Raw genomic sequence first — 18,451 nt, 5'->3', positions numbered from 1 at the left:
GCGATGATTGACACGGCACAACGGGAGGGGCCCGGCAGGGTGCGCTGAACGCGTACCCCCGGGCCCCGTCCCGTCCCCACGTCCTCACCCTTGGCCCTCCCAGCGCAACGACGCGCCTCCAGACCACCAGGAGATCGCCATCACCGCATCCGACCCCGTCCCCCTGCGCAAGGACGGAACCCCCAGCGCGGGGACGGCGACACCGGCCGTCGAACTGCGCGGCATCACCAAGCGCTTCCCCGGCGTCGTGGCCAACCACGACATCAACCTCACCGTCCGCAGCGGCACCGTGCACGCCCTGATGGGTGAGAACGGCGCCGGCAAGTCGACGCTGATGAAGATCCTCTACGGCATGCAGAAGCCGGACGAGGGCACCATCGCGATCAACGGCGAGCAGTGCGAGTTCAACACCCCGGGCGACGCCATCTCCCGCGGCATCGGCATGGTGCACCAGCACTTCATGCTGGCCGACAACCTCACCGTGTGGGAGAACGTCGTCCTCGGCGGCGAGAACATCCACGGCATCGGCGCCAAGGCGAAGGCGAAGATCCGGGAGATCTCCGACCAGTACGGCCTGGGCGTGCGCCCGGACGCCCTGGTCGAGGACCTCGGCGTCGCGGACCGCCAGCGCGTCGAGATCCTCAAGGTGCTGTACCGCGGCGCCAAGATCCTGATCCTCGACGAGCCCACGGCCGTGCTGGTCCCGCAGGAGGTCGACGCGCTGTTCGACAACCTGCGCGACCTGAAGTCCGAGGGCGTCACCGTCATCTTCATCTCGCACAAGCTGCACGAGGTGCTGGCGGTGGCCGACGCGATCAGCGTCATCCGGCGCGGCACCACCGTCGGCGACGCCGACCCGAAGGCCGTCACCGCCCGCCAGCTCGCCGAGCTGATGGTCGGCGCCGAGCTGCCCTCCCCGGAGAGCCGCGCGTCGACCGTGACCACCGACGTGATGCTCGCCGTCGAGGACCTGCGGATCGCCAAGACCGACGCCGAGGGCATCGAGCGCGTCGTCCTCGACGACATCTCGCTGCGCATCCACAAGGGCGAGATCCTCGGCATCGCCGGTGTCGAGGGCAACGGCCAGGCCGAACTGGTCGAGGCCATCATGGGCATGCTGCCGCTGGACGGCGGCACCGTCGCCCTGGACGGCAAGGACCTCTCGGGTTCGCTCACCCGCGCCCGCCGCGAGGCCGGCATCGGGTACATCCCCGAGGACCGCCACCGGCACGGCCTGCTGCTGGAGGCCCCGCTCTGGGAGAACCGGATCCTCGGTCACGTCACCGAGGAGCCCAACTCCAAGGGCGTCCTGCTCGACCCCTCCGGCGCCCGGCAGGACACCTGGCGGATCGTCGAGCAGTACGACGTCCGCACCCCCGGCATCGAGGTCACCGCGGCCTCCCTCTCCGGCGGCAACCAGCAGAAGCTGATCATCGGCCGCGAGATGAGCCACCAGCCCAAGCTGCTGATCGCGGCGCACCCCACCCGCGGTGTGGACGTCGGCGCCCAGGCGCAGATCTGGGAGCACATCCGGGTCGCGCAGCGCGCGGGCCTGGCGGTCCTGCTGATCTCCGCCGACCTGGACGAGCTGATCGGCCTCTCCGACACCATCCGGGTCATCTACCGCGGGCGCCTGGTCGCCGACGCCGACCCGGCCACCGTCACCGCCGAGGACCTCGGCACCGCGATGACCGGTGCCGCCAGCGGCCACATCGAGTCCGACGCGGACGCCGTCGCCGAGGCGCACGCCGCCGCGGCGGAGGGCACCGAGGCCGAGCACTCGCACACCGACACCGCCGGCGACGCCGAGGCGGGGGAGTAGCCACATGACCAGTCCCAACCCCCCTGCCGCCAAGCGCAGCCTGACGCAGCGGATCAGCGGTGAGCGGATCGTGCTCGCACTGGCGGCGCCGGTGCTCGCGGTCGTGCTCTCCGTGGTGATCTGTTCCGTCCTGCTGGCGACCTCGGGCAAGAACCCGTTCGAGGCGTGGAACGTGATGCTCACGTACGCCACCAAGTCGGACGGCCAGGTGGCGATCCTCAACCGGTCCACCACCTACTACCTGGCCGCCGCGGCCGCCGCGTTCGGGTTCCGGATGAACCTGTTCAACATCGGCGTCGAGGGCCAGTACAAGGTCGCGGCGCTGTTCGCGGCCTTCATCGGCGCCCAGGTCGACCTGCCGGCGATCATCCAGATCCCGCTGCTGCTGGTCACCGCCATGCTGGTCGGCGGTCTGTACGCCAGCATCGCCGGTCTGCTGAAGGTCTACCGCGGCGTCAGCGAGGTCATCTCGACCATCATGCTGAACTCGATCGCCGTCGCGATCGTCGGTCTGCTGCTCGTCCCGGGCATCTTCGCCCCGGAGCAGAGCGGCACCAGCAACTCGATCCAGACCGCGCCGATCTCGCAGTCGAGCCACTTCTTCTCGTTCGACACGGCCGGCGGCCCGCTCTGGGGCTTCCTCTTCATCGCCGTCCTGGTCGGCGTGGCCTTCCAGTTCACCCTGACCCGCACCCGCTTCGGCTTCGACCTGCGCGCCACCGGCCGCTCGGAGTCGGCGGCCACCGCGTCCGGCGTGAACGTCAAGCGCATGGTCATCATCTCGATGGCGGTCTCCGGCGGCCTGGCCGGTCTGATCGGCATGCCCGAGCTGCTGCAGAACTCGTACTTCTACGGCCAGACCTTCCAGCCGGGCCTCGGCTTCCTCGGCATCTCGGTCGCCCTGCTCGGCCGGAACAGCCCGATCGGCATGGCCTTCGCGGCCCTGCTGTTCGCCTTCCTGGACGCCACCGGCAACCAGCTGCCGCTGCCGAAGAACGGGGCCTTCCCGTTCGAGATCGTCCAGGTCATGCAGGGCACCATCGTCATCTGCGTCGTCGTCGCGTACGAGCTGGTGCGCCGCTACAGCCTGAAGCGCCAGCAGCAGAAGGTCGGCGCCCAGCTCGCCGCCCAGCTCGCGGCCACTGAGAAGAAGGAGGTGTCCGCATGAGCACGGCTACCGCTGCTCGTCCGAAGGCGCCCGGCGCCCCCGCCAAGAAGCGCAAGCTCTCCTGGCCGGTCGTGCTGCTGCTGATCGCGGGCGCCCTGGTGCTGTTCTCCGCCGTGGGCATGGCCACCGGCAACCACTCGCTGACCTCCTCCGGGCAGGTCACCGCGGCGCTCAGCGCCGCCGTGCCGATCGGCATGGCCGGTCTGGGCGGTCTCTGGTCCGAGCGGGCCGGCGTGGTCAACATCGGCCTCGAGGGCATGATGGTCGCCGGCACCTTCTGCGGTGCCTGGGCGGGCTACCTGTACAACCCGTGGGTCGGTCTGCTGGCCGGCATGCTCGGCGGTGCGCTGGGCGGTCTGCTGCACGCGGTGATCACCGTCAGCTTCGGCGTCGACCACATCGTCTCCGGCGTCGGCATCAACCTGCTGATCCCCGGCATCTGCGCGTACGTCAACCGGATCTACTACAAGGACTACATCTCGGTCGGCGCCGGTGCGAACCAGTCGCCGCCGGCGGATCCGCTGCCGTACATCACCGTCCCGGGCCTGTCCTCCTGGCTGAAGGACATCGAGGGCCACCACTGGTTCTTCGTCTCGGACGTCGCCGGGGTGCTCGGCGGCCTGGTCACCAACATCTCGGTGGTCGTGGTGCTGGCGGCCGCGCTGATCGTGATCAGCTACTTCGCGCTCTGGCGCACGGTGTTCGGCCTTCGGCTGCGCTCCTGCGGTGAGAACCCGACCGCCGCCGAGTCGCTGGGCGTCAACGTCTACAAGTACAAGTACCTCGCGGTCATCGCCTCCGGTGCCTTCGCCGGTCTCGGCGGTGCGTACCTCTCGCTGGTCGCGGCGCACTTCTACAAGGACGGCCAGACCCTCGGCCGCGGCTTCATCGGCCTCGCGGCGATGATCTTCGGCAACTGGATGCCGGGCGGCCTCGCCATGGGCGCCGGCCTGTTCGGCTTCACCGACAGCCTCCAGCTGCGCGACCCGGAGTCGGTGCACGTCCTGATCCTGACCGTCTCCATCGCGATGGCCCTGCTCGCGCTCTGGCAGCTGTACCGGCGCAAGTTCACCTCCGCCGCGGTCTCGATCGTGATCGCGGGCGGCCTCGGTGCCTGGTACGCGCTCACCGACGAGGTCCAGCGCCCGCTGATCGTCGCCACGCCGTACGTGATCACCCTGGTGGTGCTCTCGCTGGCCTCGCAGCGCCTGCGGATGCCCAAGGCGGACGGCCAGATCTACCGCAAGGGCCAGGGCAAGTGACGGCGGCTCCGGTGAGCCCCGCGGTCGACTGGGAGCGGCTGCGCGCGGCCGCGCGCGAGGCCATGGGCCACGCGTACGCCCCGTACAGCAAGTTCCCGGTCGGCGCGGCCGCGCTGGTGGACGACGGGCGGCTGGTCACCGGCTGCAACGTCGAGAACGCCTCGTACGGGCTCGGGCTGTGCGCCGAGTGCGGGCTGGTGTCCGCGCTGCACGCCTCGGGCGGCGGCCGGCTGACGGCCTTCACCTGCGTCGACGGCGCGGGCGAGCTGCTGATGCCGTGCGGGCGCTGCCGCCAGCTGCTGTACGAGCACGGCGGACCGGAGCTGCTGATCGAGCTCCCCTCGGGCGTGCGCCCGATGAGCGAGGTCCTCCCCGACGCGTTCGGACCGGAGCGCCTGTAAGCCGGAGCGGCTCTAGCATCTGCATTTGTTACGCGCGTAGAGTGTCGCGAGTGGGCCGTAACCCGGTCATCTCGCGACACTCTTCGCTTTTGAACCCCCTCTTGGAGCACGCATGGACGCCATCTCCGTCATCAGGACCAAGCGCGACCGCGGAGAGCTGAGCGACGCTCAGATCGACTGGGTCATCGACGCCTACACCCGTGGCGAGGTCGCCGACGAGCAGATGTCCGCGCTCGCCATGGCCATCCTGCTGAACGGCATGAAGTCGCGCGAGATCAGCCGCTGGACCGACGCCATGATCCGCTCCGGCGTCCGGATGGACTTCTCCTCGCTGGCGCAGCCCACCAGCGACAAGCACTCCACCGGCGGCGTCGGCGACAAGATCACCCTCCCGCTGGCCCCGCTCGTCGCCGCCTGCGGCGCCGCCGTCCCGCAGCTCTCCGGCCGCGGCCTCGGCCACACCGGCGGCACCCTCGACAAGCTGGAGTCCATCCCCGGCTGGCGCGCCCTGCTCTCCAACGAGGAGATGCTCGACGTACTGCGCGGCACCGGAGCCGTCATCTGCGCCGCCGGCGACGGCCTGGCGCCCGCCGACAAGAAGCTCTACGCGCTGCGCGACGTCACCGGCACCGTCGAGGCCATCCCGCTGATCGCCTCCTCCATCATGTCCAAGAAGATCGCCGAGGGCACCGGCGCGCTGGTCCTGGACGTCAAGGTCGGCTCCGGCGCCTTCATGAAGAACCTGGACGACGCCCGCGAGCTGGCCCGCACCATGGTCGGCCTCGGCACCACCGCCGGCGTCAACACCGTCGCCCTGCTCACCGACATGTCCACCCCGCTCGGCCTCACCGCCGGCAACGCGCTGGAGGTCCGCGAGTCGGTCGAGGTGCTGGCCGGCGGCGGCCCGGCCGACGTCGTCGAGCTCACCCTCGCCCTCGCCCGCGAGATGCTCGCCGCGGCCGGCGTGCACGGCAAGGACCCGGCCGACGCGCTGCGCGACGGCTCCGCGATGGACCACTGGCGCCGCATGATCGCCGCCCAGGGCGGCGACGTCGACGCCCCGCTCCCGGTCGCCCGCGAGCAGCACGTCATCCCCGCGCCCGCCTCCGGCGTGCTCACCACCCTCGACGCCTACGCCGTCGGCGTCTGCGCCTGGCGCCTCGGCGCCGGCCGCGCCCGCAAGGAGGACCCGGTGCAGGCCGGCGCCGGCGTCGAGATGCACGCCAAGCCCGGTGACACCGTGGTGGCCGGTCAGCCCCTGCTGACCCTGCACACCGACACCCCGGAGCGCTTCGCCTACGCCGTCGAGGCCCTGGAGGGCGGCATCGAGGTCTCCCCGGCCGGCACCGCGTTCACCCCGAACCCGATCGTGCTGGACCGCATCGCGTAGTCATGCGATTACTTCCTGTGCGGCAGCGTGCTCTACGCTGCCGCACATGGGAGTCGACCGCTTCTCCATCGAGATCGAACCCGAAGTCCGGACGTGGCTCGCCGCGCTTCCGCCGCTGCACTATTGCAGGACCGAGCGCGCCGTCGACCTTCTGGCCGATCGTGCGACGACGCTCGGCGAGCCGTACTCGCGCCACCTGGACGGGTTGGTGCGCGAGCTTCGCTTCGATCTGGGGGGCGCGGCCACGAGGATCACCTACTGGCTCGCGCCCGGGCGACGGATCATTCTGCTGACGGTGTTCACCAAGAGGCGGATGCGCGAGACTGCTGAGGTCACCCGGGCTCTGTGGGCTCAGAAGATCTGCGAGTCCGAACACGAACCCGCGCACGAGGAGTTCAGCCGGATCGTCTCGGAGGGAGAGCAGTAGTGAACCACTCTCAGTGGCGGACCCGCCGCACGCGCGAGCTGCTGGGCGAGCATGTCCAGGAGAGCCCGGAGAGCGCCGCGGAGCGGCTGGAGTTCCACTACTCCTGGGCGTTCGGGCAGGCGCTCTACGACCGCCGCACTGCTCTCGGCCTGTCGCAGGCGGAGGTGGCCCGTCGGGCCAACCTGACGGAGGACGAAATCGAGCGCATCGAGGGAGCCGGCACCGTGCCCACGCTTCCGCTGCTGCAGCGGTTGGCGGCCGCGCTGGAGTCCGAGCTCGACATCCACGTCACGCCCGACGTCGAGGCCGCCGTCCGCTTCCACCCGCCGGCGGCCTGACGGGCCGCTTCAGGCGGAGGTCCGCAGGACGCTGGTGTCAAGGGCTCACCGAACTGTCGCGCGCCAGGCGGATGGCGGCGAGTTCGTGACGCTTCACCGGTGACGTCGTCACGACGATCCCGCCGTCGGCGATCTCGATCTTCCCTATTCCCGGCACCTGCGGCAGCTGACGCGCGATCTCACGCAGCCGGGCGTACCCGGCGGGGTCGGTGCTCATGGTCCGGAGCGTATCCGCGGTGGCCGTCAGGCGTTCGCGACCGCTCGGCGGGCGGTGTGGGCCTGCCGGGTGCCGTGGAGGGTGACGCCGGCGGCGAGGGTCATGGCGACGAGGCCGACGACGGCGGCGCCGGTCCAGCCGGTGGCGTGGTAGGCGTCGGCGCCGACGGTGCCGCCGAGGCTGTTCCCCAGGTAGTAGGCGATCAGGTAGAGCGCGGAGGCCTGGGCGCGGCCCCGGGTGGCGGTGCGGCCGACCGCCGAGGAGGCGGTGGCGTGGCCGGCGAAGAAGCCGGCGGTGATCAGCACCAGGCCCAGCAGCGCGCAGAGCAGGGACTCGGCGAGCGAGAGCAGCAGCCCGGCGGCCGTCACGCCGATCGAGACGTAGAGCGCGCCGCGGCGGCCGAGCCGGCCGGAGAGGCGGCCGGCGGCGGCGGAGGTGCCGGTGCCGACCAGGTAGACGACGAAGATCGAGGCGGCGACGGACTCCGGCAGGTGGAACGGCGCGCCGATCAGCCGGTAGCCGACGGTGTTGTAGACCGCGCCGAACACGGCCATGAAGAGCAGTCCGAGCAGGTACAGCCGGACCAGCAGCGGGTTGCGCAGGTGCCCGCCGACGGTGCGGGCGAGGGCGCGGGCGTCCACCGGGGCCGGGGTGAAGTGGCGGGCGGCGGGGATCAGCAGCCGGAAGGCGAGCACGGCGAGCAGGGCCAGTGCGGCGGAGGCGGCGAGGCCCCAGCGCCAGCCTAGGGCGGCGGCCGTCCAGCCGGAGAGCAGCCGGCCGCCCATGCCGCCGATGCTGTTGCCGGCCACGTACAGGCCCATCGCGGAGGCCAGGGCGCTGGGGTGGACCTCCTCGGCGAGGTAGGCCATCGCGGTGGCGGGCAGGCCGGCGAGGGCGGCGCCCTGGAGGACGCGCAGCACGACGAGGGTGGTGAGGTCGGGCGCGAACGGGAGGGCGAGGGCGAGGGCGGCGGCGGCGAGGGTGGAGGCCGTCATCACGGCGGTGCGGCCGTACCGGTCGGACAGGGCGCTGGCGGGGAGCAGGGCGAGGGCGAGTCCGAGGGTGGCGGCGGAGGCCGTCCAGCTGGCCTGTCCGGGGGTGAGGTCGAGGTCGGCCGAGAGGACCGGCAGCAGGCCCTGGGTGGAGTAGAGCAGGACGAAGGTCGCGATCCCGGCGGCGAACAGGGCGAGGTTGGCGCGGCGGAAGGAGCGCTGGCCGGGGCGGTGGCGGTCGTCGTGTGCGGGGGCGGTGCCGGGGGAGTCCGGGACGGCGGTGGGGGCGTCCGGCGCGGCGGTGGGGTCGGGGGCGGCGGTGGGGGCATCCGGGACGGCCACGGACGCCTTGGTATCGGCGGGCTGCATGTCGTCGACGTTAGGCGCGCGGCGCTGATGCGTCCAATGCATCAACAGGGGATTATTGATGCACTGTCGTATGAGTCGAGGTGGTGGCGGGATGGCCGGGGCGGAGCTGCCGGACGGCACGGAGGCGCGGTACCGGGCGGCGGAGCTGGGGCCTGACGAGCCGGCGGTGCTGCTGGCGCCCCGGCTGGCGCAGTTCGCCGCGGTGGCCCGGCTGGAGCACGTGACGCAGGCGGCTGCGCTGCTCGGGGTGCCGCAGCCGACGCTGTCGCGGGCGGTGGCCCGGCTGGAGGAGGAGCTGGGGGTCGGTCTGCTCGCCCGGCAGGGGCGGACGGTCCGGCTGACCAGGGCCGGCCGGCTGCTGCTGGCCTCGGTGGAGCGGGCGCTGGCGGAGGTGGAGCGCGGGGCGGAGGCCGCGCGGGCGGAGGCGGATCCGGAGGTCGGGCGGGTCGCGTTCGGGTTCCTGCACACGATGGGGGCGGACACGGTGCCGGCGCTGCTGGGCGGGTTCCGGGCGGCGCACCCGCAGGTCCGGTTCCAGCTGGTGCAGGACTACGGCGCGGCGATGCTGGAACGGCTGCGGGCCGGGGAGCTGGACCTCTGCCTGGTCGCGCCGCTCCCGGAGGACCCGGCTTTCACGGCCCGCGGGCTGGACGAGCAGCGGCTGCACCTGGTCGTCCCGGTGGACCACCGGCTGGCCGGGCGGCGGCGGATCCGGCTGGCGGAGGTGGCCGACGAGACCTTCGTCGGGCTGGAGCCGGGCTACGGGATGCGCGCGATCACGGACGGGTTCTGCGCCGAGGCCGGGTTCGTGCCGAGGCTGGCCTTCGAGGGCGAGGAGACCGAGACGCTGCGCGGGCTGGTGGCGGCCGGGCTGGGGGTGGCGCTGCTGCCGCCGGCGCTGGTGCCGCGGCCGGGGGTGGTGGAGCTGGAGGTGACGGCGCCGCGCACCCGGCGGGCGATCGGGCTGGCCTGGGCGACGGGGCGGCCGCTGACCCCGCCGGCGGCGGCGTTCCGGGACTTCGTGCTGTCGCGGCGGGGCCGCCTGCTGCAGCACGACTGACCGGCGGCCGACGGGTCGCCGGCGGGTCGCCGGCCGGGTCACAGGTCAGGGGGGGCTGGCCCGGAGGTGTCGGGCTGGCCCGTGCGGTGGAATTCCGGGTGGACTTTCGCCGAACCGGCCGTGTTGGCGGTGGTGGGTCTACGCGCGTAGGGGCTATATTTCCGCAATGGAGAAGCAGATCCCTGTCACCGCCGCGGGCACCGGCCCGCGCATCCCCACCCCCGACCAGATCCGCCGCGCGCCGAAGGTGCTGCTGCACGACCACCTCGACGGCGGGCTGCGCCCGGAGACGGTCGTCGAGCTGGCCGCCGCGGTCGGCTACGAAGGACTCCCCACCACCGACCCCAAGGAGCTCGGCGAGTGGTTCCGCGAGGCGGCCGACTCCGGCTCGCTGGTCCGCTACCTGGAGACCTTCGCGCACACCTGCGCCGTGATGCAGACCCGTGAGGCCCTGATCAAGGTCGCCGCCGACTGCGCCGAGGACCTGGCCGCCGACGGCGTCGTCTACGCCGAGGTCCGCTACGCCCCCGAGCAGCACCTGGAGGCCGGCCTCTCCCTGGACGAGGTCGTCGAGGCCGTCAACGAGGGCTTCCGGCTCGGCGAGGCCAACGCCCGCGCAGCCGGCCACCGGATCCGCGTCGGCACCCTGCTGACCGCGATGCGGCACGCCGCCCGCTCCACCGAGATCGCCGAGCTGGCCAACCGCCACCGCGACCAGGGCGTCGTCGGCTTCGACATCGCCGGCGCCGAGGCGGGCCACCCGCCGACCCGCCACCAGGCCGCCTTCGACTACCTCAAGGGCGAGAACAACCACTTCACCATCCACGCGGGCGAGGCCTTCGGCCTGCCGTCGATCTGGGAGGCCCTGCAGTGCTGCGGCGCCGACCGGCTCGGCCACGGCGTGCGGATCGTCGACGACATCACGGTGGGCGAGGACGGCAGCGTCCAGCTCGGTCGGCTGGCCGCGTACGTGCGCGACAAGCGCATCCCGCTGGAGATGTGCCCCACCTCCAACCTGCAGACCGCGGCCGCGACCTCGTACGCCGAGCACCCGATCGGTCTGCTCAGCCGGCTGAAGTTCCGGGTCACCGTGAACACCGACAACCGCCTGATGAGCGGCACCAGCATGAGCCGGGAGTTCGGCCACCTGGTCGAGGCCTTCGGCTACACGCTGGGGGACATGGAGTGGTTCACGGTGAACGCGATGAAGTCGGCGTTCCTGCCGTTCGACGAGCGCCTGGCGATGATCAACGACGTGATCAAGCCGGGGTACGCCGAGCTCAAGGCCGAGTGGCTGTTCAGCGCCGGCGTCGCCGGCTGAACGGTCCGGACGGACCCGGTCGTCGGGTGAACACCAGTGCTTCGAACGGGAGTTGGTGTTCATCCGACGACTCACTCGGCTGAGTGAACGCCCTTTGGTCCTGACGCGACCCGCTCACTACGGTGTGCCAGTCATTGCTGACGAGCCGTGGTGGCGGTCGCCCTCCGGCGATCGTGCGCGCCGTCGGCCACCGACGAGGACCCAAGGGGTAGAACCATGAAGCAGGCTCTGAAGGCCGCCGGCACCGCGGCGCTCGGCATCGCGATCGCGGCGGTGGGCGCCGGCACCGCGTCCGCCGACGCACCCGCGCCCGGCGGTGTCGGGCTGCCCACCAGCACCCTGACGAACCCCGCGGTGACCGGCGCGGTCGCCGACACGGCGTCCAAGCTGCCCGGCGGCGACAAGGTCACCGGCACGCTCGGCACCCTCGCCCCGACCGCGGGCCAGGCCGCCCCGGCCGCCGAGGCGCCCGTCGCGGGCGTGACCAACCGCGGCGCGGTCCCGACCATCCCGGGCGTCGACAAGACCCCCATCGGCGGGCTGACCAACACCCTGCCGCTGCCGGGCCTGACCGGCTGACCGAACCGCCGGTACGGCGACGGGCCGCCCGCCCCGGTGATCCCGGGGCGGGCGGCCCGTCGCCGTCCGGGGCCGCCGGCGCGGCTCCCGGGGGTCACGGTCCCGGTTTCACGGGTTCCGTGCGTTGCGGCCCCGGTGTCACGGCTCCTGGGGGAGCAGGATCCAGAGGGCCAGGTAGACCAGGCACTGCAGCCCCGGCAGGATGATCGAGATCAGGAAGATCAGCCGGACGGTCCACGGCGTCACGCCGAAGCGCTCGGCGATCCCGGCGCAGACGCCGGCGATGACGCGGTTGTGGCGGGGGCGGGCGAGGCGGGCGCTCATGGTGTGCTCCGTGAGGTGGCGTCCGGTCCGGGCGGTCCGGCGGGCGTACTCCAACTCTCCTTGCCCGCAGGCCCGATCGCGTCCACCTGGCAGTCGATTCGGTACCCCGCCGGATCACCGGGGAGGCGTAGCCGGACATCGGGGTTCAGCTCAGGGTCCACCCGGAGGGGGGTGGCCTGGTCGGGTGACGGTGGGCGTGGGACGTCGGTCCGGCCGACTTCCCGTGCGCCGGGAGGGCGGGGTCGGCGCCCGCCGGGGTCGGGTGACAAGGGTGCAATCGGAGAGCGGGTGGAGCAGGACGTCGGACGGGCCGACTTTCCGCGCTGAGCTCGCACCCGCCCTGCGGGGGTCACGGGGTGGGCGGTCCGGGGGCCGGTCCGGGGGCGGGGTTGAGGCGGGTGGCGGGCCAGGCGGTGTTGCGGCCGGCGGCCTCGCGGTAGGCGATCCGCTGGACGGCCGTGAGCAGGCGGTAGAGGTCGAGGGCGACGACGGAGTGGTCCGCCTCGAATCCGAGGCGGTGCACGAAGGCTTCGAGCCGCGGCCAGTCGAAGTCGTCCGGCACGGCGGGGACGCCGGCGGTCGGGGCGTAGTCGCGGAAGGCGGCGGCGACCGCGTAGTGCGTCGCGGCGAGGGCGTTGCGGAGCGGGCACGGCTGGGGTTCGGGCATGACGGGGCCCTTCGGGGAGGGGGAGAGGCGGCCGGGGCGGAGGCCGCCCGGGGAGAGGGCAGGGGATGGGGCGGTCAGGCGGACTCGTCCTCGTCGCCGGGCCTGGCGACGTTGAGGGCCGTGACGACGCCGAGGGCGACCGTGGCGATCGCGAGGGCGAGGAGGACGGCGAAGGCCGTGGCGATCAGGAAGCGCACGGGTCGTCGCCGGTGCGCTCGGCGTCGAGCAGGAGGGTCAGGAGGTTGAGCAGCGTGGTCACGGGCGCGGTGCCGAAGCGGACGAGCACACGGCCGTCGAGGGTGCGGTCGGTGGTGGCGGACGGCCAGACCAGGCCGAACCGGCGGCCGCGCTCGTCGAGTTCGGCGATGAGGGCCCTCGCGTGGGCCTCGGTGTAGAAGCGGACGCGCGGATCGGTCGGCTTCATCGGGCGGCGGTGGACGGGCATCAGGCGGCCTCCAGCTCGAACCAGATGGACTTGCCCCGGGTGCGGACGTCGGCGCCGAAGCGGTGGGTCAGGGAGCGGACCAACTGGAGCCCCCGGCCGGAGAGTTCGTACGGGTCGGCGGAGTCGCGCTGCTCGGGGAGGTCCGGGCTGCCGTCGCAGACCGAGACGCGAAGGCGCTTGTCGAGCAGGGCGAGGACGACCAGGGGAGCCGGGCTGCCGCCGTGCTTCCAGGCGTTCACGAAGAGCTCGTGGAGGGCGAGTTCGGCGTCGAAGATGACGTCCGGCGGCCAGCCGGAGGAGGAGAGCAGGTCGCGCAGCTCCTCGCGGGCGGCGGACCAGTCGGGGGGTTCGGGCGAGGTGAAGGCACGCACGGAGAACCTCCGGGAGAGGAGAGTGAGTTCAGGCGAAGCGTGACCGTGAGCCAGGCCGGGCGAGGCTGCTCTGCGGCGCCTGGAACGGCATTACTGACGCTCCGTCATGTGATCGGTGCAACACTGAGAGTAGGGGTGAGGTTGGCAATGTTGCAAGCCGATCCGCGAGACCTCCTAGACTGCCGTCACTCGTTGGTGTGTGGCGTCGCACAGGTGGACAGGAAAGGACAGTCGTGGGGTACAAGGGCCCGATCAGCCAGCGACAGCGCCGCTTTGGTGAAGAGCTGCAACGCTTGCGTGCGGCGGCGGGATTGTCCGCGCCGGAGGCCGGCGCGCTGGTCGGCATGAAGGGACCGGCGGTGAGCCACACCGAAGCCGGTCGGATCACGCTCAATCCCGAGCGTCTCGAGAGCTGGCTCGATGCGTACGGCTGCACCGATCCCGCCTATCGCGCGACGCTTGCGGAGATGGGCCGCAGCACCGGCAAGGGTTGGTGGACGGAGTTCGAGGGGCAGGTGCCGGACCTTGCCCTCGATCTGGCGGAGCTGGAGGATCGGACTGTCCATCTGGACAGCTACGACACGCTGTACATTCCGGGGCTCCTCCAGTTGCCGGCCTATACGGAGGCCATCTACCAGGATTCCTATCGAAACGCCCGCTGGGACGTGGATACCGCAGTCCGGTTCCGCATGGAACGGCAGCAGATTCTTACTGACGGCAAGCGGCGAACGTTCCGCTTCGTGATTCACGAGGCCGCGCTGCGGATGCGGTTCTCCGGTGATGCCGTTCTGAGGGCCCAGCTACTGCACCTGGTCGAGATGGCGCAGCTCCCCAACGTCACCATCCAGGTGCTGCCGTTCACAGCCCCAAGGCATGCGCCGCTCTCATCCTCGTTCCTGTTCTGTGACCCGGGCTGCATGGATCTGGCCACGATCGTGATCTCTGGGCCCAGGCGCGCTGAACACTTTGGTGATCCGTCCGACATCGCGGCCTACCATGAGAAGTTCCAGCAGTTGCGCGACCTTGCGCTCCCCGCCGTGGATGGCGGTGCGTCCTTGCGTAAGCTCCACTCCCGTGACTCGTGGGGAATCATCCAGCATCTTCTCTACATGCTCCAGACCTGAAAGGGATCCGATGTCCCACCTCTCTTGGCAGAAGTCGTCATTCAGTGACGCGGACGGTGCCGACAATTGCCTCGAAGTCGCGTCTGGCACCGGAGACCTGCGCCATCTGCGGGAGTCGGATGACCGGGGCGTCATCGTCACGACCGATGCCGCCAAGCTCCGGGCCTTCATCCTCGGGGTCAAGGCCGGGGAGTTCGACCACCTGATCTAACTCGCTTGCGGGGCCCGCCTCCCCGACCTAGCCTCCTCTCCAACGCTTCGAGGGAGCCGAGTACCTCCGGGAACCGTGAGCCGAGAGAGCCGCCGATCGCTGTGAAGGCGGCCTCACGCCCCGGAGGGAAGACACTCCTGAGCGCGGGGAGGAAATGCCCCGCCGGCCGGCCCCCGTCACCGGGCCACGACGAGGCCGCCGCCCCTGCGGCGGCGGCGAAAGTGCGGTGGCACCGCGAGTCCCCTTCTCGCCCGCACTCCCAAGGGATCACCACGACGCCCCGTGGAGGGCCGCGATGATCCACCCGACGACCGCCCGTGTCCTGGCCGCCGAACTACCCGGCCACGTCGGCGAGACCGTTGAACTCTCCGGCTGGCTGCACCGCCGCCGGGCCCTGAAGTCCGTCACCTTCCTCGTCCTCCGGGACCGCTCCGGCCTGGCCCAGGTGGTCGCCCCGGCCGCCGCCGCGAACCTGCCGGAGGAGACCGTGCTGCGGATCCGCGGCACGGTCACGGCCAACCCCCAGGCGCCGAACGGCGTCGAGCTGACCTCCCCGGCGGTCGAGGTGCTCTCCAGCCTCGCCGAGGCGCCGCCGTTCAGCCTCTTCCGGCCCACCGTGGAGGCCGCGCTGCCGGTCGTCCTGGACGGTGCGCCGGTCACCCTGCGCCACCCCCGGCTGTCCGCGCCGCACCGGATCTCGGCGGCGTCCGTCGCCGGGTTCCGCGCCGCCCTCGACGGCCTGGGCTTCACCGAGATCCACACGCCCAAGGTGGTGTCCTCGGCCACCGAGTCCGGCGCGGAGGTCTTCGCACTCGACTGGTTCGGCCGCCCGCCTACCTGGCGCAGTCGCCGCAGTTCTTCAAGCAGGCGATGGTCGGGGTGTTCGAGCGGGTCTACGAGACCGGGCCGGTGTTCCGGGCCGAACCGCACGACACCGCCCGCCACTTGGCGCAGTACACCAGCCTCGACGCGGAGCTCGGCTTCATCGCCGACCACCGGGAGGTGATGGCGGTGCTGCGCGAGGTGCTGGCCGGGATGGTCGCCTCCGTCGCCGCCCGGGCCGCCTCCTCCGTCGAGCTGCTGGAGGTGCGCCTGCCCGAGGTGCCGGCGGAGATCCCGCAGCTGCACTTCGCCGAGGCGATGCGGATGCTGGGCGTCGACGAGCCGGACCTCTCCCCGGCGCACGAGCGGTGGCTGAGCGCGTGGGCGCTGCGCGAGCACGGCAGCGAGTTCCTGTTCGTGGTCGGCTACCCGATGCGCAAGCGGCCGTTCTACACCCACCCCGAGCCGGGCCGCCCGGAGTACTCCAACAGCTTCGACCTGCTCTTCCGGGGGCTCGAACTGGTCACCGGCGGGCAGCGGCTGCACCGGCACGAGGACTACCTGGCGGCGCTGGCGGCGCGGGGCGAGCCGGTCGGACCGTACGCGGGCTACCTGCGGTCCTTCGCGCACGGCATGCCGCCGCACGGCGGGTTCGCGCTCGGCCTGGAGCGCTGGACGGCCCGGCTCACCGGGGCGGACAACGTCCGCCGCACCGCGCTCTTCCCGCGCGACGTGCACCGCCTGACACCCTGACGCCCGCGCGCCCCGACACCCCGACACCCTGACGGCACCGGTCGGGCCACCGGCTCGACCGGTGCCCCACACCGGGCCGAGCGCGGGCGGAAACACTGTTCCCCCACCCGACACCGGCCGGCCGAAACCCTGTGGCGGAGTGGTCGGACCACCCCGATATGATTCCGCCGACGCTGGTGGTTGGGGGGCAGGACCGGCGGCGCCTTCACGGCGTGGAAACGGCCCCTCCCTTCCTGTGATTTCACACGCTTGTCGGGATCAGCCCGAATTCCTCCGTGAGGTTCCATTGCGCAACCAGCCCCGCAGACTCCTCGCCGCCGCCGCCGCTGCCACCCTGGTCTCCGGTCTGGCGCTGGCCTCCGCACCCGCCGCGTCCGCGGCGCCCGTCGCCACCGCGACCCCCACGGCCGACCCGGGCCCGCACGGCAAGGCCTCCCCGGTCCAGGTCACGGTGAACGGCTTCCCCGAGACCGTCCGGACCGGGACCGCCGTCGAGTTCACCGCCACTCTCAGGAACACCGCCGACCACGCGGTCGACGCCGAGACCGCCGTCAGCTTCTCCGGCGTCGACGGCGGCCTCCAGCAGTCCCAGCTCAAGCTGGAGTTCCAGCGCCCCGGCGGATCGTCGTGGCAGGACGCCCGGCCGACCGGCGGCCAGGCCCCCGGCGCCTCGTGGGAGCTGGACGGCACCGCTGCGCCGCTGCACCTGGCGGCCGGCGCCTCGGCCGACTACCGGCTGCGGCTCACCCTCGGCGCCGACGCCCACCCGGGCCGTGCCGCGGGCGGCCTCGGCGCGAAGGTGACCGACCCGACCCTGCCGGTGGACCAGCGCACCACGTTCGCCAACGGCGGCACCCCCAACTTCACCGTGGTGGACGCCAACCCGACCACGCGGCCGACCCCGGCCGGGCTGGCCGACCTCGCCGTCGAGGGCGTGCCGGCCACCTTCACCGCGGGCGGCCCGGCCAAGCCGTTCCGGCTGGTCCTCGCCAACCGCACCGGCAAGGACCTGCGGGTGCTCCCGTGGATCGTGCTGCAGGGGCAGAACGTCGTCCGGGCCTCCTCGGTCCGGCTGGAGTTCCAGACCCAGGACGGCCGGTGGCTGCCCGGCACACCCGAGGAGTGGGAGATCCCCGGCACCCAGCTGGCCGTGTGGCTGCGGACCGGGAACCAGGACGCCGACGCCGTCACCGTCCCCAAGGGCGAGACCCGGACGGTCAACGTCCGGCTGGCCTTCACCCGGGACACCCCGGCCGGCGCCGAGTCGGTCACGGTCAACGGCGGCAGCCTGCCCGGCCCCGGCGAGACCCAGAACGGGACCACCAGCCCCCGGATCGACTTCGCGATCGAGGCTCCGGCGGGCGGCACCGGGACTCCGGCCCCCGCCACCAGCCCCGCCGGCGCGGCGCCCGCCCCGACCCTGCCGGCCGTACCGCCGAGCGTCCCGGCCGCCCAGGCCGCCGTGCCGGTCCTCCCGGTCGTGCAGGCCACCACCGCGGTGCCCAGCCCGGTCGCCGACGACGCCCCGCGGGTCGTCGCCGCGGCCCCGGCCGCGCCCGCCCCGATCGTGGCGACGGACGACCGGCTGGCCTCCACCGGTGGCGGCCCCTCCTCCGCCCCGATGGCCATCACCGGTGCCACCGCGATCGTCCTCGGCCTGGGCACCCTGGTGGCGCACCGCCGCAAGGGTGCGCACCGCGCGGGGAAGTGACCCGGAACGGCCGAAGGCCCGTCGGCCACCGCTGATCAGCGGTGACCGACGGGCCTTCGGCGTCCGGGCGGCGGATCAGCCGGCCGGGTGCGGCGGCTGCGCCGGGGGCGCGGGCTGCGCGTACGGGTTGTCCGCCACCGGCTGGGCCGACGGGGCGTACGCCGCGGCCTGCGGAGCCGGTGCGCCCGGCTGCGGGGCGTACGGCGCGGCGGCCTGCGGCGGGACCCCCTGGCCGGGCTGCGGGGCGTACGCCGGCTGCGGGGCGTTCGGGTTGTACGGCGCCTGCGCGGGCGCGTTCGGGTCGAAGCCGGCCGGCGGGCCGTACGGCGCGCCCGGCGGGACGGGCTGCTGGGCCTTGGCGTTGCCGCGCTCGACGATGGCCTTCACCGAGTGGACGATCAGGGCGATCGGCAGGATGAACGCCTTGAAGAAGATCTCGTACCGGCCGCCCTCGAAGACGAACGCGAGGTAGTAGGCGTACCCCAGGAATCCGAGACCGACGAGGACGTTGAGGATCCGCCAGCCGATTTTCAGGCCGCCGCCGAGGTTGAGCGCTCCGAGGACCAGCATGGCGACGCCGCTGAAGGCCAGCGCGACGACGTACCAGGAGAAAAGCGGCTCGGCGCTGAAGTCGAGGTTGTTCAAGAAGGATTCCCGGGGAAGCGGAGAAAACGGCG

Annotated in this window: 22 protein-coding genes and 1 pseudogene; 15 read left to right on the top strand and 8 right to left on the bottom strand. The window is 72.5% G+C overall.

Annotated features, from left to right (window positions below):
- The first annotated feature begins 247 nt into the window (after nucleotides 1-247).
- The 7 genes from ACIA8Q_RS08555 (at nucleotide 248) to ACIA8Q_RS08525 (ending at nucleotide 6,808) form a co-directional block, all read left to right on the top strand.
- Nucleotides 248-1,822, top strand: coding sequence for an ABC transporter ATP-binding protein (locus tag ACIA8Q_RS08555; RefSeq protein WP_387901224.1), 1,575 nt, complete (start codon nucleotides 248-250; stop codon nucleotides 1,820-1,822).
- Between the two features lie 4 nt (nucleotides 1,823-1,826).
- Nucleotides 1,827-2,990: an ABC transporter permease gene (locus ACIA8Q_RS08550; RefSeq protein WP_360219558.1), complete on the top strand. Its 1,164-nt coding sequence runs from the start codon at nucleotides 1,827-1,829 to the stop codon at nucleotides 2,988-2,990.
- Nucleotides 2,987-4,252, top strand: a complete 1,266-nt coding sequence (locus ACIA8Q_RS08545; RefSeq protein ID WP_360219561.1) for an ABC transporter permease — start codon at nucleotides 2,987-2,989, stop codon at nucleotides 4,250-4,252. The genes ACIA8Q_RS08550 and ACIA8Q_RS08545 overlap by 4 nt, the downstream gene beginning before the upstream one ends.
- An 11-nt stretch (nucleotides 4,253-4,263) precedes the next feature.
- The gene (locus ACIA8Q_RS08540; RefSeq protein WP_360219564.1) at nucleotides 4,264-4,653 is read left to right on the top strand and encodes a cytidine deaminase; all 390 of its coding nucleotides are present in this window, start codon (nucleotides 4,264-4,266) and stop codon (nucleotides 4,651-4,653) included.
- Between the two features lie 112 nt (nucleotides 4,654-4,765).
- Complete coding sequence (locus ACIA8Q_RS08535) at nucleotides 4,766-6,043, top strand: thymidine phosphorylase (protein WP_360219567.1); 1,278 nt, start codon at nucleotides 4,766-4,768, stop codon at nucleotides 6,041-6,043.
- 46 nt (nucleotides 6,044-6,089) lie between these two features.
- Nucleotides 6,090-6,470, top strand: a complete 381-nt coding sequence (locus ACIA8Q_RS08530; RefSeq protein WP_360219570.1) for a type II toxin-antitoxin system RelE/ParE family toxin — start codon at nucleotides 6,090-6,092, stop codon at nucleotides 6,468-6,470.
- On the top strand, nucleotides 6,470-6,808 hold the full coding sequence (locus tag ACIA8Q_RS08525; RefSeq protein ID WP_360219573.1) for a helix-turn-helix transcriptional regulator: 339 nt from the start codon (nucleotides 6,470-6,472) through the stop codon (nucleotides 6,806-6,808). The genes ACIA8Q_RS08530 and ACIA8Q_RS08525 overlap by 1 nt, the downstream gene beginning before the upstream one ends.
- 37 nt (nucleotides 6,809-6,845) lie before the next feature.
- Here ACIA8Q_RS08525 and ACIA8Q_RS08520 read toward each other — a convergent pair whose 3' ends face one another.
- A complete protein-coding gene (locus tag ACIA8Q_RS08520; RefSeq protein WP_360219575.1) occupies nucleotides 6,846-7,025 on the bottom strand; it encodes a hypothetical protein in 180 nt (59 codons plus the stop codon).
- 26 nt (nucleotides 7,026-7,051) lie between these two features.
- The gene (locus ACIA8Q_RS08515; RefSeq protein ID WP_360219577.1) at nucleotides 7,052-8,386 is read right to left on the bottom strand and encodes an MFS transporter; all 1,335 of its coding nucleotides are present in this window, start codon (nucleotides 8,384-8,386) and stop codon (nucleotides 7,052-7,054) included.
- Between the two features lie 91 nt (nucleotides 8,387-8,477).
- On the opposite strand from ACIA8Q_RS08515, the gene ACIA8Q_RS08510 reads away from it, so the two are divergent.
- The 3 genes from ACIA8Q_RS08510 to ACIA8Q_RS08500 all read left to right on the top strand — a co-directional run bounded on the left by ACIA8Q_RS08510 (nucleotide 8,478) and on the right by ACIA8Q_RS08500 (nucleotide 11,346).
- Nucleotides 8,478-9,446: a LysR family transcriptional regulator gene (locus ACIA8Q_RS08510; RefSeq protein ID WP_360219580.1), complete on the top strand. Its 969-nt coding sequence runs from the start codon at nucleotides 8,478-8,480 to the stop codon at nucleotides 9,444-9,446.
- Between the two features lie 166 nt (nucleotides 9,447-9,612).
- Nucleotides 9,613-10,767 carry an adenosine deaminase gene (locus ACIA8Q_RS08505; RefSeq protein WP_360219583.1) on the top strand — a complete coding sequence of 385 codons (1,155 nt, stop codon included), beginning with the start codon at nucleotides 9,613-9,615 and terminating at the stop codon, nucleotides 10,765-10,767.
- A gap of 216 nt (nucleotides 10,768-10,983) precedes the next feature.
- Nucleotides 10,984-11,346 carry an ATP-binding protein gene (locus ACIA8Q_RS08500; RefSeq protein WP_360219586.1) on the top strand — a complete coding sequence of 121 codons (363 nt, stop codon included), beginning with the start codon at nucleotides 10,984-10,986 and terminating at the stop codon, nucleotides 11,344-11,346.
- A gap of 138 nt (nucleotides 11,347-11,484) precedes the next feature.
- Here the strand turns inward: ACIA8Q_RS08500 and ACIA8Q_RS08495 are convergent, their stop codons facing one another.
- From ACIA8Q_RS08495 to ACIA8Q_RS08475, 5 genes are all read right to left on the bottom strand, one after another.
- Nucleotides 11,485-11,670, bottom strand: a complete 186-nt coding sequence (locus ACIA8Q_RS08495; RefSeq protein WP_360219589.1) for a PspC domain-containing protein — start codon at nucleotides 11,668-11,670, stop codon at nucleotides 11,485-11,487.
- 349 nt (nucleotides 11,671-12,019) lie between these two features.
- A complete protein-coding gene (locus ACIA8Q_RS08490; RefSeq protein WP_360219592.1) occupies nucleotides 12,020-12,337 on the bottom strand; it encodes a hypothetical protein in 318 nt (105 codons plus the stop codon).
- A gap of 74 nt (nucleotides 12,338-12,411) precedes the next feature.
- Nucleotides 12,412-12,534, bottom strand: a complete 123-nt coding sequence (locus ACIA8Q_RS08485; RefSeq protein ID WP_360219595.1) for a hypothetical protein — start codon at nucleotides 12,532-12,534, stop codon at nucleotides 12,412-12,414.
- Nucleotides 12,522-12,782 (bottom strand): hypothetical protein, encoded by a 261-nt coding sequence (locus ACIA8Q_RS08480; RefSeq protein ID WP_360219598.1) that lies wholly within the window; start codon nucleotides 12,780-12,782, stop codon nucleotides 12,522-12,524. Before ACIA8Q_RS08480 ends, ACIA8Q_RS08485 begins: the two co-directional genes overlap by 13 nt.
- Complete coding sequence (locus ACIA8Q_RS08475; protein WP_360219601.1) at nucleotides 12,782-13,153, bottom strand: ATP-binding protein; 372 nt, start codon at nucleotides 13,151-13,153, stop codon at nucleotides 12,782-12,784. The genes ACIA8Q_RS08480 and ACIA8Q_RS08475 overlap by 1 nt, the downstream gene beginning before the upstream one ends.
- Before the next feature lie 233 nt (nucleotides 13,154-13,386).
- Here ACIA8Q_RS08475 and ACIA8Q_RS08470 point away from each other — a divergent pair, with 233 nt between their 5' ends.
- The 5 genes and pseudogenes from ACIA8Q_RS08470 (at nucleotide 13,387) to ACIA8Q_RS08450 (ending at nucleotide 17,774) form a co-directional block, all read left to right on the top strand.
- Entirely contained in the window at nucleotides 13,387-14,277 is an 891-nt protein-coding gene (locus ACIA8Q_RS08470) for a helix-turn-helix transcriptional regulator (RefSeq protein WP_360219604.1), read from the top strand.
- A gap of 10 nt (nucleotides 14,278-14,287) precedes the next feature.
- The gene (locus ACIA8Q_RS08465; RefSeq protein ID WP_360219607.1) at nucleotides 14,288-14,488 is read left to right on the top strand and encodes a DUF397 domain-containing protein; all 201 of its coding nucleotides are present in this window, start codon (nucleotides 14,288-14,290) and stop codon (nucleotides 14,486-14,488) included.
- A 154-nt stretch (nucleotides 14,489-14,642) separates the two neighbouring features.
- Nucleotides 14,643-14,999: pseudogene (locus ACIA8Q_RS08460) on the top strand (OB-fold nucleic acid binding domain-containing protein); the annotation flags it as partial.
- Between the two features lie 359 nt (nucleotides 15,000-15,358).
- Nucleotides 15,359-16,063: an amino acid--tRNA ligase-related protein gene (locus ACIA8Q_RS08455; protein ID WP_396316916.1), complete on the top strand. Its 705-nt coding sequence runs from the start codon at nucleotides 15,359-15,361 to the stop codon at nucleotides 16,061-16,063.
- A gap of 286 nt (nucleotides 16,064-16,349) precedes the next feature.
- Nucleotides 16,350-17,774, top strand: a complete 1,425-nt coding sequence (locus ACIA8Q_RS08450) for a hypothetical protein (protein WP_396316915.1) — start codon at nucleotides 16,350-16,352, stop codon at nucleotides 17,772-17,774.
- Nucleotides 17,775-17,849: 75 nt separating this feature from the next.
- On the opposite strand, the gene ACIA8Q_RS08445 is transcribed toward ACIA8Q_RS08450, so the two are convergent.
- Nucleotides 17,850-18,419 carry a hypothetical protein gene (locus ACIA8Q_RS08445; protein WP_360216378.1) on the bottom strand — a complete coding sequence of 190 codons (570 nt, stop codon included), beginning with the start codon at nucleotides 18,417-18,419 and terminating at the stop codon, nucleotides 17,850-17,852.
- Between the last annotated feature and the right edge of the window lie 32 nt (nucleotides 18,420-18,451).

It is taken from the genome of Kitasatospora sp. NPDC051705 (assembly GCF_044453265.1).
Lineage (GTDB): Bacteria > Actinomycetota > Actinomycetes > Streptomycetales > Streptomycetaceae > Kitasatospora.
This window is presented reverse-complemented; position numbering and strand designations above follow the sequence as displayed.

Coding starts and splice junctions, on each gene's coding strand:
- ACIA8Q_RS08550 (WP_360219558.1), top strand. CDS start 1,827: ATGACCAGTCCCAACCCCCCTGCCGCCAAGCGCAGCCTGACGCAGCGG.
- ACIA8Q_RS08545 (WP_360219561.1), top strand. CDS start 2,987: ATGAGCACGGCTACCGCTGCTCGTCCGAAGGCGCCCGGCGCCCCCGCC.
- ACIA8Q_RS08535 (WP_360219567.1), top strand. CDS start 4,766: ATGGACGCCATCTCCGTCATCAGGACCAAGCGCGACCGCGGAGAGCTG.
- ACIA8Q_RS08530 (WP_360219570.1), top strand. CDS start 6,090: ATGGGAGTCGACCGCTTCTCCATCGAGATCGAACCCGAAGTCCGGACG.
- ACIA8Q_RS08520 (WP_360219575.1), bottom strand. CDS start 7,025: ATGAGCACCGACCCCGCCGGGTACGCCCGGCTGCGTGAGATCGCGCGT.
- ACIA8Q_RS08515 (WP_360219577.1), bottom strand. CDS start 8,386: ATGCAGCCCGCCGATACCAAGGCGTCCGTGGCCGTCCCGGATGCCCCC.
- ACIA8Q_RS08510 (WP_360219580.1), top strand. CDS start 8,478: ATGGCCGGGGCGGAGCTGCCGGACGGCACGGAGGCGCGGTACCGGGCG.
- ACIA8Q_RS08505 (WP_360219583.1), top strand. CDS start 9,613: ATGGAGAAGCAGATCCCTGTCACCGCCGCGGGCACCGGCCCGCGCATC.
- ACIA8Q_RS08500 (WP_360219586.1), top strand. CDS start 10,984: ATGAAGCAGGCTCTGAAGGCCGCCGGCACCGCGGCGCTCGGCATCGCG.
- ACIA8Q_RS08495 (WP_360219589.1), bottom strand. CDS start 11,670: ATGAGCGCCCGCCTCGCCCGCCCCCGCCACAACCGCGTCATCGCCGGC.
- ACIA8Q_RS08490 (WP_360219592.1), bottom strand. CDS start 12,337: ATGCCCGAACCCCAGCCGTGCCCGCTCCGCAACGCCCTCGCCGCGACG.
- ACIA8Q_RS08480 (WP_360219598.1), bottom strand. CDS start 12,782: ATGCCCGTCCACCGCCGCCCGATGAAGCCGACCGATCCGCGCGTCCGC.
- ACIA8Q_RS08465 (WP_360219607.1), top strand. CDS start 14,288: ATGTCCCACCTCTCTTGGCAGAAGTCGTCATTCAGTGACGCGGACGGT.
- ACIA8Q_RS08455 (WP_396316916.1), top strand. CDS start 15,359: ATGGTCGGGGTGTTCGAGCGGGTCTACGAGACCGGGCCGGTGTTCCGG.